General features: G+C 66.9%; 13 protein-coding genes. 3 read left to right on the top strand and 10 right to left on the bottom strand.

Features of this window, described 5'->3' with window-relative positions:
• Positions 1 to 155: 155 nt before the first annotated feature.
• The gene (locus ACIQ0W_RS02405) at positions 156 to 2,123 is read left to right on the top strand and encodes a maltotransferase domain-containing protein (protein ID WP_396641431.1); all 1,968 of its coding nucleotides are present in this window, start codon (positions 156 to 158) and stop codon (positions 2,121 to 2,123) included.
• The gene (gene glgB, locus ACIQ0W_RS02400; RefSeq protein WP_396641273.1) at positions 2,120 to 4,282 is read left to right on the top strand and encodes a 1,4-alpha-glucan branching protein GlgB; all 2,163 of its coding nucleotides are present in this window, start codon (positions 2,120 to 2,122) and stop codon (positions 4,280 to 4,282) included. Before ACIQ0W_RS02405 ends, glgB begins: the two co-directional genes overlap by 4 nt.
• Before the next feature lie 106 nt (positions 4,283 to 4,388).
• Here glgB and ACIQ0W_RS02395 read toward each other — a convergent pair whose 3' ends face one another.
• Together ACIQ0W_RS02395 and ACIQ0W_RS02390 are read right to left on the bottom strand one after the other, a co-directional pair.
• A complete protein-coding gene (locus ACIQ0W_RS02395) occupies positions 4,389 to 5,348 on the bottom strand; it encodes a tetratricopeptide repeat protein (protein WP_396641272.1) in 960 nt (319 codons plus the stop codon).
• Positions 5,345 to 7,243 carry a glycosyl transferase gene (locus tag ACIQ0W_RS02390; RefSeq protein WP_396641271.1) on the bottom strand — a complete coding sequence of 633 codons (1,899 nt, stop codon included), beginning with the start codon at positions 7,241 to 7,243 and terminating at the stop codon, positions 5,345 to 5,347. The genes ACIQ0W_RS02395 and ACIQ0W_RS02390 overlap by 4 nt, the downstream gene beginning before the upstream one ends.
• Positions 7,244 to 7,414: 171 nt before the next feature.
• On the opposite strand from ACIQ0W_RS02390, the gene ACIQ0W_RS02385 reads away from it, so the two are divergent.
• Positions 7,415 to 8,473 carry an AI-2E family transporter gene (locus ACIQ0W_RS02385; protein WP_396641270.1) on the top strand — a complete coding sequence of 353 codons (1,059 nt, stop codon included), beginning with the start codon at positions 7,415 to 7,417 and terminating at the stop codon, positions 8,471 to 8,473.
• A gap of 16 nt (positions 8,474 to 8,489) precedes the next feature.
• Here the strand turns inward: ACIQ0W_RS02385 and ACIQ0W_RS02380 are convergent, their stop codons facing one another.
• From ACIQ0W_RS02380 to tsf, 8 genes are all read right to left on the bottom strand, one after another.
• Complete coding sequence (locus tag ACIQ0W_RS02380) at positions 8,490 to 9,209, bottom strand: alpha/beta hydrolase (protein WP_396641269.1); 720 nt, start codon at positions 9,207 to 9,209, stop codon at positions 8,490 to 8,492.
• Positions 9,206 to 9,487 (bottom strand): hypothetical protein, encoded by a 282-nt coding sequence (locus ACIQ0W_RS02375; protein ID WP_396641268.1) that lies wholly within the window; start codon positions 9,485 to 9,487, stop codon positions 9,206 to 9,208. Before ACIQ0W_RS02375 ends, ACIQ0W_RS02380 begins: the two co-directional genes overlap by 4 nt.
• 5 nt (positions 9,488 to 9,492) lie before the next feature.
• Positions 9,493 to 10,230, bottom strand: a complete 738-nt coding sequence (locus ACIQ0W_RS02370; protein WP_396641267.1) for a lytic transglycosylase domain-containing protein — start codon at positions 10,228 to 10,230, stop codon at positions 9,493 to 9,495.
• A gap of 75 nt (positions 10,231 to 10,305) precedes the next feature.
• On the bottom strand, positions 10,306 to 10,875 hold the full coding sequence (locus ACIQ0W_RS02365) for a DivIVA domain-containing protein (protein ID WP_396641266.1): 570 nt from the start codon (positions 10,873 to 10,875) through the stop codon (positions 10,306 to 10,308).
• Positions 10,872 to 11,894 carry a phosphatidate cytidylyltransferase gene (locus tag ACIQ0W_RS02360; RefSeq protein ID WP_396641265.1) on the bottom strand — a complete coding sequence of 341 codons (1,023 nt, stop codon included), beginning with the start codon at positions 11,892 to 11,894 and terminating at the stop codon, positions 10,872 to 10,874. Before ACIQ0W_RS02360 ends, ACIQ0W_RS02365 begins: the two co-directional genes overlap by 4 nt.
• Before the next feature lie 14 nt (positions 11,895 to 11,908).
• Positions 11,909 to 12,463, bottom strand: coding sequence for a ribosome recycling factor (gene frr, locus ACIQ0W_RS02355; RefSeq protein WP_396641264.1), 555 nt, complete (start codon positions 12,461 to 12,463; stop codon positions 11,909 to 11,911).
• 53 nt (positions 12,464 to 12,516) lie between these two features.
• A complete protein-coding gene (pyrH, locus tag ACIQ0W_RS02350) occupies positions 12,517 to 13,236 on the bottom strand; it encodes a UMP kinase (protein ID WP_396641263.1) in 720 nt (239 codons plus the stop codon).
• A gap of 119 nt (positions 13,237 to 13,355) precedes the next feature.
• Complete coding sequence (gene tsf / locus ACIQ0W_RS02345) at positions 13,356 to 14,183, bottom strand: translation elongation factor Ts (RefSeq protein WP_396641262.1); 828 nt, start codon at positions 14,181 to 14,183, stop codon at positions 13,356 to 13,358.
• Positions 14,184 to 14,237: the final 54 nt, after the last annotated feature.

Raw genomic sequence — 14,237 nt, 5'->3', positions numbered from 1 at the left:
GCGTATCCTCACCTCGGCATGCAAGGTAGGTTCGGGGTGTGGCTGCCCCTTCCGTGAATGCTGTCCCCCGAGCGTGGCGCAGTGCCGCCGCTCTCCCCGTCCGCCCCGCCACCGCGTGGCCCGATGAGCGCGTCACGGCTGCCGGGCGCATCCCGATGTTCCAGCCGAGGCCGTCCGTGCCGGGCGATCAGTACCGGCCGAAGGCCTACGCAACAGAGGTCGTCCCGTTCATCGTGACGGCATTCCGCGAAGGACACGACCGGATCGGCGTGCACCTGCGCCTCTTCTCCCCGAGCGGCGACGAATCGCTGCACCGACTCACCGCTCTCGAGGACGGATTCGATCGATGGCAGGTCCTCGTCGCCCTCCTCGAAGAAGGTGTCTGGACATTCCAGTACGAGGCTTTCGCGGATGAGTACGCCACCTGGCGGCATGCCGCGAGCCTGAAGATCGCCGCGGGCGTCGATGCGCCCGTGATGCGCCGGATCGGGGCCGACCTGTTCGAGGGTGCGGGGCGCGAGCGCACCCGACCGGCTGCGGAGCGACGTCTGCTCCAGGCATCCGCTGCTCGTCTGCTCGACCCCGAGGTGTCGGACGAAGACGCGCTCTTGATCGTTCAGGACGCCGCGATCGCCGCGTCCTTCGCGGCCCGCCCGGTCGCCTCGCTCGTCACCGTCGGTGCGACACGAGAACTGCTCGTCGAACGTCGCCGAGCGGGCGTCGGCGCCTGGTACGAGTTCTTCCCGCGCTCGGAAGGCGCCAAACGGCTGAAGGACGGACGCGTCAAGAGCGGCACCTTCCGCACGGCGATGAAGCGGCTGCCGGAGGTCGCGGCGATGGGCTTCGACGTGCTGTACCTGCCCCCGATCCACCCGATCGGCGAGACGCACCGGAAGGGACGGAACAATTCGCTCGTCACCGAGCCCGGCGACCCCGGGTCGCCCTGGGCGATCGGCGGCGCCGCAGGCGGGCACGACACCGTCCACCCCGACCTGGGGACGCTGTCCGACTTCCGCGCATTCGTGAAGGCTGCGCGAACCGAGGGCATCGAGGTCGCGATCGATTTCGCCCTGCAGGCGTCGCCGGATCACCCCTGGGTCACTGAGCATCCCGAATGGTTCACGACCCTTCCTGATGGCTCGATCGCGTATGCCGAGAATCCTCCGAAGAAGTATCAGGACATCTACCCGATCAACTTCGACAACGACTACGAGGGCATCCGCTCGGAGGCCCTGCGGGTCATCCGGCACTGGATCGCTCAAGGCGTCGAGATCTTCCGCGTCGACAATCCCCACACCAAGCCGTTGAAGTTCTGGGAGTGGCTGATCCGCACCGTGAACGCCGAGCATCCCGGGGTTGTGTTCCTCGCCGAGGCGTTCGCGCGCCCGGCGATCATGCAGGGTCTTGCGATGGCGGGATTCCAGCAGAGCTACACGTACTTCACCTGGCGCAACACCAAGGAAGAGCTCGAGGAGTTCCTGACCGGGCTGGCGACCGAGACGGCCGACTTCTTGCGTCCGAACCTGTTCGTCAACACCCCCGACATCCTGACCGAATACCTGCAGTACGGCGGCAGGGCCGGCTACAAGACCCGTGCCGCGATCGCCGCGACGGCTGCGCCCACATACGGCGTCTACGCCGGGTACGAGCTCTACGAGAGCGTGGCCCGACCGGGGTCGGAAGAGAACCTCGACAACGAGAAGTACGAGTACAAGACGCGCGACTGGGCCGGTGCCGAGGCATCCGGTGACTCTCTCGCGCCGTATCTGCGGATGCTCAACCGCGTGCGCAACGAGCATCCTGCGCTGCAGCAGCTGCGCAACCTCCGCACCCATTGGAGCGACGACGAGGCGATCCTGGTCTACTCGAAGCACCTCGACGCTGCCCTCTCGCCGACCGGGCAGGCAGACACCATCATCGTCGTCGCGAACGTGGATCCCCATTCCGCCCGCGAGACGACGGTCTATCTCGACACGACCCTCTGGGGCGTCGAACCCGGGGCGCCCTTCGAGGTCGAAGACCTTGTCACCGGTGCCGTCTGGACCTGGACCGACCGCAACTATGTCCGCCTCGATGCCTTCGCCGAGCCGGTACACATTCTGAAGGTGAGGAGCCCGCGATGACTGTCGTATCTCAGAACGATCTGGATCTTGTTGCCACGGGATCCCACTACTCGCCCCACAGCGTGCTCGGTCATCACGCGGGTCAGGATGCCTCGGGCCGCGCGATCACCACGATTCGCGTTCGTCGTCCCCTCGCCGAGACCGTGACCGCCATCACGAACGGTAGTGAACGAACAGCGCTCGAGCACGTCCGCAGTGGGATCTGGGAAGGTACCCATCAGGGAGCCCCGGTTCCCTATCTCATCGAGGCGACCTACGCGTCTGCGCCGACGTGGACCGCCGACGACCCCTATCGCTTCACCCCGACCGTCGGCGACCTCGACCTGCACCTGATCGCCGAGGGCCGGCACGAAGAGCTCTGGCGTGTGCTCGGATCTCACCTGCGTGACCACCAGGGCGCGTCGGGCACCTCCTTCGCCGTCTGGGCTCCGAACGCACAGGCGGTACGTGTCGTCGGCGATTTCAACGGCTGGGACGGCCAGAGTCATCCGATGCGCTCCATGGGGGGCTCAGGAGTATGGGAGCTCTTTGCGCCCGGGGTCGGCGAAGGCTCGGCCTACAAATACGAGCTCCTCACGAGCGACGGACGCTGGATCGTCAAGGCCGACCCGATGGCGCGCTGGGCCGAGGTGCCACCCGCGACCGCGTCCGTCGTGACGAAGGCTCGACATCTCTGGCAGGACGACGTATGGATGGAGCGACGCGCCCGCACGACGCCCGTCGACCAGCCCATGTCGGTCTACGAGCTCCACCTCGGATCATGGCGTCCGGGCCTCACCTACCGCACCGCGGTCGACGAGATCATCGGGCATGTCACCTCCCTCGGCTTCACCCATGTCGAGTTCCTGCCGCTCGCCGAGCACCCGTTCGGCGGATCCTGGGGGTATCAGGTCACCGGGTACTACGCGCCGACCAGCCGGTTCGGCACGCCCGATGACCTGCGATACCTGATCGACCGACTGCACCAGGCCGGCATCGGCGTCATCATGGACTGGGTACCGGGTCACTTCCCGAAGGACGAGTTCGCCCTCGCACGCTTCGACGGACGGCCGCTGTACGAGCATCCGGATCCGCACCGTGGCGAGCACAAGGACTGGGGCACCTACATCTTCGACTACGGGCGTCGCGAGGTCCGCAACTTCCTGGTCGCGAACGCCCTGTACTGGTTCGAGGAGTTCCACGTCGATGGGCTGCGCGTCGACGCCGTCGCATCGATGCTCTACCTCGATTATTCGCGCAACGAGGGCGAGTGGACGCCGAACATCCACGGTGGTCGCGAGAACCTCGAGGCCATCGGCTTCTTGCAAGAGGTCAACGCGACGGCGTACAAGCGCTATCCGGGGATCGCGATGATCGCCGAGGAGTCCACGAGCTATCCGGGGGTGACGGCCCCGACCGATCAGGGCGGCCTCGGGTTCGGGCTCAAGTGGAACATGGGCTGGATGAACGACACGCTCCAGTACTTCGGGCGCGATCCCATGTACCGCGAGCACCACGAGGGCGAGATCACCTTCACCTTCGTCTACGCGTTCAGTGAGAACTTCGTGCTGCCGATCAGCCACGACGAGGTTGTCCATGGCAAGGGCACGCTGGTGTCACGGATGCCTGGTGACCACTGGCAGAAGCTCGCCAATGCTCGAGCCTTCCTCGGCTTCCAGTGGGGGCATCCGGGCAAGCAGCTTCTGTTCATGGGGCAGGAGTTCGGGCAGATCTCGGAATGGTCCGAGGGACGCTCGCTCGACTGGTGGATCCTCGACCAGCCGTTGCACGCACAGCTTCAGGCATACGTGTCGGTGCTCAACGAGACGTATCGGAAGCACGCGCCCCTCTGGGCCCGCGACCACGACGGTGCGGCCTTCCGGCGACTATTCGGGTCTCATCACAACCCGAGCGTCGTGGCGTTCTCGCGCACGGACTGGCACGGCAACACGGTCGCCGTGCTCTGCAACTTCTCGGGCGTCCCGGTGCACGATTACGACATCGAGCTGCCCGAGGCCGGCGTGTGGACAGAGATCCTGAACTCTGACGCCGTCGAGTACGGCGGATCCGGGGTGGGTAACTTCGGGGCGGTGAATGCCTCGGCAACCGCCGATGGCGCCGCGCGCGCCACGGTCACCCTCCCGCCTCTCGGCGTCGTCTGGCTGCACCACACCCGCTGACCCGCCTCAGCGCGAGAGTGCCCGTTCCGGATCCCGAGGGTGCCCGTCCTGAACACCAACGGGCACCCTCGCGGATGGAATGGGCACCCTCGCGGATGCAGGCTTGTCAGAAGAGGAGCGACGCCAGCCGTCCACGCGCACGGATGACGCGCGGGTCAGGGTCGCCGATGAGCCCGAAGAGCTCGAGCAGGCGCTCACGGACGGGCGCACGCTCATCCTCGGGAAGTGCACCGAACAGGTCGAGCAGGCGGCCGAAGGCGTCGTCGACGTGTCCCCCGGCGATGTCGAGGTCGGCGACGGCGAACTGCGCTGCGACATCAGTGGGCGCAGCAGCCGCGGCGGCGCGTGCCGCTTCGAGCTCCAGGCCCGTGACGCGGCTGAGCAGGCGAACCTGCCCGAGTCCTGCCCGCGCATCCTCGTCCCTCGGGTTCTCCACGAGTGCCTGCTCGTATGCCGCGATCGCCGCGTCGTAGTCGCCCTCTTCGATGGCCGCGAAGGCTGCGGCATGCAGCGGCGGGAGCGTCGGCTCTACCGTTTCATCGTCCGGGTCGATGGCATCCGCATCGTCTACGGCCAGCGTTCCCGTGACTCCGTTCTGGGCCGCAAGCTGCAGGAGCTGGGCGAAGACCTCGCGGACCTGCTGCTCGGGAACCGCGCCCGTGAACAGCGGCACGGGCTGACCGGCGACGAGCGCCACGACCATGGGGATGGACTGGGCCCGGAAGGCCTGCGCAAGCTGGGGGTTCGCATCCACGTCGACCTTGACCAGGACCAGACGGCCGGCAAGCTCGGTGATGACGGACTCGAGGATCGGGCTCAGCTGCTTGCACGGTCCGCACCACTCGGCCCAGAGGTCGATGACCACCGGTACGGTGCGGGAGAGTTCCAGGATCTCGCCGAATGTCTCATCCGTCGCATCCCGGACAAGGCCCGCGGTGCCGGTCGGCGCCGACGCGCCAGCGGATGCGGGAGCAGCACCGGGCGCAGTCGGCTGCGGACGGTTACGTAGCGACGACAGGTCGACGGCACCGCGGAGGACGGCGCCCGGATTGGCGTTCTGGCTCATTGGATGACTCCTGCGCTGAGAATGTTCGAGGCGTAACCGAGCAGTCGGATCTGTCCACCGTCCGCCTGGTTCGGTACGTAAAAGAAAAGCTGGTCGGAGAAATTGATCTGGAAGCCCGAGGCCGAACTGGCCGTTCCCGCGAGGGCCTCGGCCGTCGGGTTGCCGTCGAGTTTGATGACGGCGTCGCTGTTCGTCGGCTTAACGGTATCGGTCTCGGTGAGACTGATGGCGACGATGGCGCCGGACTCGAGTGTGGCCAGTCCGATCGCCGGGTAGGCGCCGGCAGCCGACGAGAACGTGAGGCTGCCCGTCTCGGCACCCGTCTGATTGAACTGCTCGAGGCGTGTCCGTCGATCCTCTGCGACCTTGACACGGAACTGATCACCCTCCTCCTCGAACAGCGATGAGAAGGAGCTGTTGTCGCCGTTGTCGATGACGTCCGCGTAGGCCGCGGCCAACTCCTGCGGCTCGAGCAGCAGGAACGGGGAGTCGGGCGGGACGAGCGCCGCGCCGATCGTGGAGGGAGCGACGCCGCCAGGGAACTCGGCGGATGCCGCGAGGCTCGCCAAGTAGGTCAGCTTGTATTCGGACCAGGGGTCGTTCTGCGTCAGCACGGCGACGGTGGGCGCCACGGTCGTCTCGCCCTCTTCGCCGACAACCGTCATGATCGTTCGTGGCCAGTCGTCGTTGGCCTGCGGCAGCAAGATCTGCAGCGGCTCGGTGGGGATGGCCGCGAGCGCGGGGTGATCCGCCACTTTGCTGCGGATGAGATAGTTCGCCTTGCGCTCGTCGAGCACCGCGCCGGCAAGGCGGGTGGCCGCGAGATCACCGTCGGCCGCCACGTCAGCCTCGGAGACGGTCTGGGCGACCTTCGCGAGGATGCGCTTCGCCTGGGTCTCGGTCACGGCTGGTGCGTCCTGTTGGTCCGCGTCGAGGACGCTCGCGGTGGGAGACGGAGTGGCCGAGGGGGCGAGCTGCGGCCACGATGCGGCGGTACAGCCGGTGAAGAGCAGACCCGCGAGCGCGAGGCTCGGGATCACGATGAAACCGCGGGTGCCGCCGCGCAAGGCTCGGCGGGACGGAGTTCCCGAACTGATCACACCCTTCGCCTCGGCGTCGCCGGCGGGGATCGTGTCGAGCGGCTGGGTAGCGGGCTGCGGGATGCCCTTGCGCCGCGGGCCCCGCGAGCGACGCGCATGACGGATGCCGAGCAGATACAGCAGCACGCCGAGCACCATCAGGATGCCCCCGGCCACGATCAGCGGTCCCGCCCACGGCGTCGAGTTGTCCAGGGGCCAGCTGAGTTCTATCGTCTCCGGCGCCGGCGCCGTGCCGTCGGAAGCGAGCAGCACGCTCATCGTGTCGGGCAGTTGCAGCTGTGCCGTGAGTGTTCCCTCGTCGGTGAACTCATCGAGCCAGAGGTCCGAACCGGCGGGGTTGCGCCCCGTCGTGGCGTCCGGCGGCGTTTCGGTCGACGCATCCGTGCTCGCACCGTCGTCGGCGGTGTCACCCTCCGCGCCCGTCGCGGGCTCGTCTGTTTCGGGCGCGGTCGGTTCGGGTTCGACGAGCTCGGGTTCGACGAGTTCCGTCACGATCTCGCCCGCGTCGTCGAGCGTCACACGCGTGTAGGAGACATCGGAGAGCCAGGCGGTGACGTCCGCCGTACGCCCGTAAGCGGCGTAAACGGGGCCGGAATCGGCCGTCGCGATCATCGTCTGCGAACCGGGCGTGCTTGTCAGTACAGCACCCTCGATCAGCGTGTACGGAAGCGCATCCTCCGTGCTGATCTCGGTCTCTGTGGTCTCGGCGCCGACGAAGACCGTTCGTTGCGCGATACCCGCACCGATCAGTACGGCGGCGAGCACGAATGCCGCGACAGCCCAGACAAAACGCAAACGAAAACTCCTCCATCGACGCGCCCGGGAGAGTTTCGGCGCGGAAGCGGACATCCCAGACTACCGAAGTACGCCTGAATGTCAGCCGCACGCGCGTAGAGCACGGGATCTGGACGCCGCGCACGTAGTCTGACGTGACGCGCGTCGGGCGCGTCGCAGCCGGAGGTGCACGTGAAGATTCACAACCCGTTCCGCGTCGCATTCATCGCGACGCTCGGCGTGGGGCTCGGGATCGTCCTGATCTCGAGTATTCAGACTCTCTCGACGATCCTGTTGTACGTCGGCACGGCGCTCTTCCTCTCACTCGGACTCGAACCGGCGATCTCGTTCCTCGAGCGCCGGCGCATGAAGCGCTGGCTCGCGGTGCTGATCACGGTCGCTGGGATCTTGGCTGCTTTCACCGGGATCGTCTTGATGATCGTCCCGATCATCGTCGACCAGATCAGCCAACTCGTCGTGTTGATCTCCGATGCGCTCGACGAAGGAGTAGAACCTTTCCTCGCGGACTTCCGGACCTGGCTCGGCGGAGTCTTCCCCTACCTCGACGTCGACCGTGTGCTGCAATACGTGACCGACTGGGTCAATTCGCTCGACTTCGCGGCGATCGGCGAGAGTGTGATCGCGTTCGGTGCGGCCGTCGTCGCAGGAATCGCCGGTGGATTCATCGTCATGATCCTCACGATCTACTTCACCGCGTCCACCCCCAACCTGAAAGCAGCGGTCTATCAGCTTGTGCCCGCCAGCAGACGGGCCCGGTTCATCGATCTCGCTGAGCAGATCACCGACTCTGTGGGGTACTTCGTCATGGGCCAGCTCAGTCTCGGTCTGACGAACGGCGTGTTGAGCTTCATCTTCCTGTCGATCATCGGAGCGCCGTTCACAGCCGTTCTGGCGGTGGTCGCCCTCCTGTTTTCGATCATTCCCCTCGTGGGCACCTTGACGGGATCAGCGATCATCGTTCTGACCTGCCTGCTGCCCGGCGTCGGTTCGCCCGGTACGGCCCTGGCGGCGGCGATCTACTACCTGATCTACATGCAGATCGAGGCCTACGTTCTTGCACCGCGCATCATGAGCCGCGCCGTCTCCGTACCGGGCGCGGTCGTCGTGATCGCGGCCCTCGCCGGTGGCTCGCTGCTGGGACTGCTCGGGGCGCTCGTCGCGATCCCGGTGGCCGCCAGCATCCTGATCATCTACCGGCAGGTCGTCATCCCGAAGATGAACGAGCTGTAGCGCGCCGCGCCACGGGCTAGAGCGGGCCGTCCCACTCCGTGGCAAGCGGGAGCGCCCCCGGGTTCACCGCAGCCACGATCTCGGTCAGCACACGCCGGGTCTGGGTCTCGCCGACCCACAGGTGCCGACCGCCCTCGACGGGAACCACGACGAGGTGCGGGATCGACGCGAAGCGCTCCGTCGCGGCATCCGGTCGGAGGTAGTCGTCGAGTTCGGGGATCACGGCGACGAGGGGGCGGTCATCCCCCGCCCACGCGGCGATTTCGTCATCGCTCGTGCGGTGCAGGGGCGGCGAGAGGAGAATAACGCCCGCGATGTCATGGTCGCGACCGTATTTCAGGGCGAGCTCGGTACCGAACGACCAGCCCACCAGCCAGGGATTCGGCAAGCCCCGCTCGCGCACGAAGTCCATCGCCGCGGCGACGTCGAAAGCCTCGTCGTGCCCGCCATCGAATGATCCCTCGCTCGTCCCCCGCGGCGATGTCGTGCCTCGGGTGTTGAAACGCAGCACAGCCAGATCGGCCAGCGCCGGCAGACGGCCCGCTGCCTTGCGCAGGATGTGCGAGTCCATGAATCCGCCCGCCGTAGGGAGCGGATGCAGCGTCACGAGCGTCGCCACCGGTTCGGTCGACAGTGGCAAGGCCAACTCCCCCACCAACGTCAGTCCGTCCAACGTGCGCAGCTCGATATCCTCGCGACGAGCGGGCAGCTGAAGTGGTCCACGTATCTCTGTCAAGCGATCCTCCAACAGTGCGTGTGCCAGTGTCGCCGAGCCGCGAGATCGGCGGCCTCGCCGAGGACGCCGTCCGCACGCCACACGACGAGGTGCGCGGTGTGCGCGGCGACGGGTCGCCCGCAACCGGGACAGGTGTACGACTTCACGGCGCGGTGTGCCGAGACGGGCTGAACCGTGTACTCGACGCCACGCCGAGACTCGGACTTCTTCCAGCCCGCCATGAGGCGCTCGAGCCCGTCACCGGGCGGGTCGGGTCTGCGTCGGTTTGACCGCGGCATCGCGGTCAGTACCACCCGCGGGCCTGGGAATGACCCCACGCGCCGCACGGTGCGCCGTAGCGGCCGCCGATGTACCCGAGTCCCCAGGCGATCTGCGTCGCGGGGTTCGATTCCCAGTCCGCACCCGCGGACGCCATCTTCGTGCCGGGAAGAGCCTGCGGGATGCCGTAGGCGCCGCTGGATTTGTTGTGCGCGTTCACGCGCCAGCCCGATTCCTTCTTCCACAGAGCGACGAGGCAGTCGAACTCGCCGGTGCCCCACCCGCGGGCCGCAACCATGTCGAATGCGATCGCCTGTGCGGATCCCGGGTCGGGGACGACGCTCGGCGGCGCCCACCCGCTCGCAGCCTTCGTGCTCGCCGCCGCGGCGGGCACGACGGGCTTCGGTTTGGGCTTCACATAGACCTGGTAGCTGCCGCGCGACAGCTCGGGAGCGCTCGATTCGCCCGCGATGTCGACCACGAGCGACTGGGCGTCGCTCTGGGCTGCCGCGTACAGGGTCGTCACGCTCGTGTCCTCCGCGGATGCCTCGGCCAGAGCCGCCCCGGTCGGAACGACGATGTACGCACCGAGGAAGCCGACCGCAGCGACCGTCGCGAACACCCCGAGGACTCCGCGACGCCGAGACCAGCGGACGGGCTGGGGCGCGGGCACGCGGCGTGCGAGGTGTGACGAACTCGTCGACGACACGCGACCCACAGACGTGGAAGTCGGCGTCGGGATGATCTCGTTGCCCTGGCTCACAGTGCTTTGAGCTTAGCCGCGACCCCGGCGAGGTGCCACGTTATGGCCGCACGCGGCGCGGATCCGAGTGAATCGTCAGCGCACCGCGAGCATCACGTCGATGACCGCGTCGAGCACCGCGTCGACCTGCTCTTCGCGGTACCCGCGCCGCTGCATCCGGAACGCGACCGCACGCACCTGGTCCACCGTGATGGGACGCCCCGTCTCGAAGTACTCGACCAGCCGATCGGCGACCAGGTCGACCTCGTCCGTGCGGTACCCGAATCGCAGCCACCCGGCGCGGGCGAAACGTCGCCGACGGGGCCGGGAAAGATGATCGAGCAGAACCTGTGCGTCATCGCGGGCGCGTTCCACCCAGACCTTCGTCCCCGTGGAGGCGACCGCCGCTTCCCGGTCGCGGGCCGCGAAAGCGTCCTCGATACGGGCGAGCGCGGCATCCACCGGATCGATCGCGTACCCGCCCTTCACGAGAGGAAACGCCGCGGTGCGCACGGCGGCGGCGTCGAGGTAAGGAGTACCGTCCGCGGCCGGCTCACCCTCGAACTCCTGACGCGCGCGCTCGAGGAAGGCGTCGACCGCTGTCTTGTCGTAGCCGAGTACACGGCGCGGTGCCTCGGGGAAAAGTGCTGGGGTCGGGTCGGTCATGCCACTCCCAGGGGCGAAAGCAGATAGAAGAGCGCGAGTGCCGCGGCAGCCGACGGGAGGATCGAGTCGAGCCGGTCGAGCACACCCCCGTGACCCGGAAGCCACGAGCTCATGTCTTTGATGCCGAGATCACGCTTGAGCATCGACTCGCCGAGGTCACCCGCCGTCGCTGTCACGACGATGACCGCCCCGAGGATGAGGCCCGCCCACCAGGGCAGCCCGATCATGAGCCACGCCAGGAGCACACCGGCGATGAGGGCAGCCGCGACCGCGCCGGCAAAGCCTTCCCAGGTCTTTTTGGGGCTGATCCGGGGCGCCATCGGCGTGCGCCCGAAAGCCAAGCCGGTCGCGTACGCGCCGGTGTCGGATGCCACGGCGATGATGATGAACGACAGCACCCACCACTGCCCGCCGTCCTGTCGCAACAGCACCATGGCGAGACTGCCGAGGAACGGCACGTACAGCTGGACGAGAGCGCCGATCAAGACGTCCGAGAGCACGTCACCGTAGCGACGGCCGTCCTGCGCCATCATCTGACCGAGCACGCGCCAGACGATCACCACGGCGATGTCCACGAAAACCAGGACCCACAGGGCCCACAGTTCGAGGAAGAATCCCGCCGGGACCAAGACGAACACGAAGGCGACCTGCGGAACGATGTCCACTTTGCGACCGGACACCTGCAGCGCACGACACAGTTCGAATGTCCCGAAGAGCGCAACGGCCAGCGCGAAGATCGCGAAGACCCATTTGAAGAAGATCAGCGATGCGATCACGACGACGCCGATCGCAAGGCCGATGATGATCGCGACGATCAGGTCGCGCCCCGTCCTCTGTTTGATCCGCTCGTTCGCCTCACCGAACTGGTCGCGCGCGTGGGCAACCTGCTGTTCGAGGTCGCTGCGCGCCTGACGAACGTGCTCCTGGAACGCTGCAGCGGAATCGCCGCCTCCGCGCCCCGCGCGCGTCGTCGGGGACGGCGCTTCTCGAAGCTCTGGTTCGTCGGGTGCGTCGCTCATGGTCGGGATGCGGCTCAGACCTCGAGCAGCTCTGCCTCTTTGCGCTTGAGTGCCTCGTCGATCAGATCGACGTGCGCCTTTGTCAGCGCGTCCAGCTCCTTCTCTCCGCGCGAGATCTCGTCCTCGCCGACGTCGCTCTTGAGTGAGTCCAGGTCATCCTTCGCCTTGCGACGGATGCCGCGAACGTGCACCTTCGCGTCCTCGCCCTTCGTACGGACGATCTTCACGAATTCCTTGCGACGCTCTTCCGTCAGCTCGGGCATGGTCACGCGAACGAGGTTTCCGTCGTTCGTCGGGTTAGCGCCGAGGTTGGGGGTGTTGCGAATGGCCTCTTCGATCGCCTTCAACGCGGACTTGTCGTACGGCGTGACGACGATCGTGCGCGCCTCGATGTTGTTGAGCGACGCGAGCTGCGCAAGCGGGGTCGGGGTGCCGTAGTAGTCCACGAGGATCTTCTGGAACAGCTGGGGGTTCGCACGACCCGTCCGTACGGTCGCGAAGTCGTCCTTCGCGGACTCCACGGCACGGTCCATACGGGTGGCGGCATCCGCCAAGACGTCCGCGATCACGGTGACTCCTTCAGGGGTTAAAACGTTCACCCAGTCTAGCCGCGGGGTCGCGGTCAGACCGTGACCAGCGTGCCGATCTCGTCACCGAGAAGCGCTCGCGTGACGTTTCCGGCGGGTTCCATTCCGAACACGCGCATGTCCATGTGGTTGTCCATGCACAGGCTGAACGCGGTCGAATCGACGACCTTCAGGCCGCGCTGCAGGGCGTCGTTGTATGTCACGCTGTCGAGCCGGACGGCAGACGGATCGGTTCGGGGGTCGGCGGTGTACACCCCGTCGACGCCGTTCTTGGCGACAAGCACTTCGCTCGCACCGATTTCGAGCGCGCGCTGCGCCGCGACCGTGTCGGTCGAGAAGTACGGCAGACCGGCGCCCGCTCCGAAGATCACGACACGCCCCTTCTCCATGTGGCGTTCCGCGCGGCGGGGGATGTACGGCTCGGCGACCTGCATCATCGAGATCGCGGACTGCACGCGCGTGGCGGCACCCGCCTGCTCGAGGAAGTCCTGCAGCGCGAGCGCGTTCATCACGGTGCCGAGCATGCCCATGTAGTCCGCGCGGCCCCGGTCCATCCCGCGCTGGCTCAGTTCGGCGCCCCGGAAGAAGTTGCCGCCGCCGACGACGATCGCGATCTCGACGCGATCCACCGCCTCGGCGATTTCGCGTGCGATCTGGCTGACGACATCGGGGTTGACCCCGAGAGCCCCTCCGCCGAACGCCTCACCCGAGAGTTTGAGCAGGACGCGTCGGCGCCCGGTATCCTCGTCGATCACTCAGCATCCTTCCGTCTGCCTCCAACCTAACGGCAGAGGTCGTCTCACCGCGCGCCGCGTGTGACGCGCGCAGAAAAAAGGGGCCCGGTGCAATCGCACCAGGCCCCTTCATCACAGCGTCAGGCGCCGACCTTGAACCGAGCGAAGTCGGTCACGGTGATGCCCGCATCCTGAGCAACCTTCGCGACGGACAGCTTGTTGTCCTTCGCGTAGTCCTGCTCGAGCAGGGCGACCTGCTTGAAGAAGGCGTTCACACGGCCCTCGACGATCTTGGGCAGCGCGGCCTCCGGCTTGCCCTCTTCGAGCGAGATCTTCGTGACGATGTCGCGTTCGCGCTCGACGTCTGCCTCGGGAACGTCCGCCTTTGCGAGGTAGGACGGGTTCGCGAACGAGACGTGCTGGGCGATGCTGCGCGCGGTCTCGGCGTCGTCACCCGAGTAGGCGACGACGACACCGATCTGCGGCGGCAGGTCCTTGCTGGTCTTGTGGAGGTAGATCTCGAAGTGATCGCCGGTCAGCGTGCGCACGCGGCGCAGTTCGACCTTCTCTCCGATGATCGCAGCCTCGTCCGAGATGAGCTGGTCGACGGTTCCGTTGCCCGCGGGCGCGGCGAGAGCGGCCTCGACCGAGTCGGCCGAAACGGCGGCCGCGGCATCCGCGACCTTGTCGGCGAGGGCGATGAAGCGCTCGTTCTTGGCAACGAAGTCGGTTTCGCAGGCCAGCTCGAGGAGCGTGACCTTGCCACCGACCTCGCGGGCGACGACGAGTCCCTCGCTGGTGGAGCGATCGGCACGCTTGGCGTTGCCCTTCGCTCCCTTGAGGCGCAGGATCTCGACGGCCTTCTCGACGTCTCCGTCGGCCTCTTCGAGCGCCTTCTTCGTGTCGACCATGCCGGTGCCGAGCTGCTCGCGCAACGCCTTGATGTCGGCGATCGTGAAGTTTGCCATGGTGTGTGAACCCCTTGCGGTGTCTCTGGTGTGTCGTGGATGTCGGGGTGAAGG

It is taken from the genome of Microbacterium sp. (assembly GCF_044340635.1).
Taxonomy (GTDB): Bacteria; Actinomycetota; Actinomycetes; order Actinomycetales; family Microbacteriaceae; genus Microbacterium.
The sequence above is the reverse complement of the archived record's forward strand: the minus strand, read 5'-3'. Positions and strand labels throughout refer to the sequence as shown.

Excerpts from the sequence above, each read along its gene's own strand:
- ACIQ0W_RS02395 (WP_396641272.1), bottom strand. The coding sequence starts at position 5,348 with ATGAGCCAGAACGCCAATCCGGGCGCCGTCCTCCGCGGTGCCGTCGAC.
- ACIQ0W_RS02405 (WP_396641431.1), top strand. The coding sequence starts at position 156 with ATGTTCCAGCCGAGGCCGTCCGTGCCGGGCGATCAGTACCGGCCGAAG.
- ACIQ0W_RS02360 (WP_396641265.1), bottom strand. The coding sequence starts at position 11,894 with ATGAGCGACGCACCCGACGAACCAGAGCTTCGAGAAGCGCCGTCCCCG.
- tsf (WP_396641262.1), bottom strand. The coding sequence starts at position 14,183 with ATGGCAAACTTCACGATCGCCGACATCAAGGCGTTGCGCGAGCAGCTC.
- glgB (WP_396641273.1), top strand. The coding sequence starts at position 2,120 with ATGACTGTCGTATCTCAGAACGATCTGGATCTTGTTGCCACGGGATCC.
- ACIQ0W_RS02365 (WP_396641266.1), bottom strand. The coding sequence starts at position 10,875 with ATGACCGACCCGACCCCAGCACTTTTCCCCGAGGCACCGCGCCGTGTA.
- ACIQ0W_RS02375 (WP_396641268.1), bottom strand. The coding sequence starts at position 9,487 with ATGCCGCGGTCAAACCGACGCAGACCCGACCCGCCCGGTGACGGGCTC.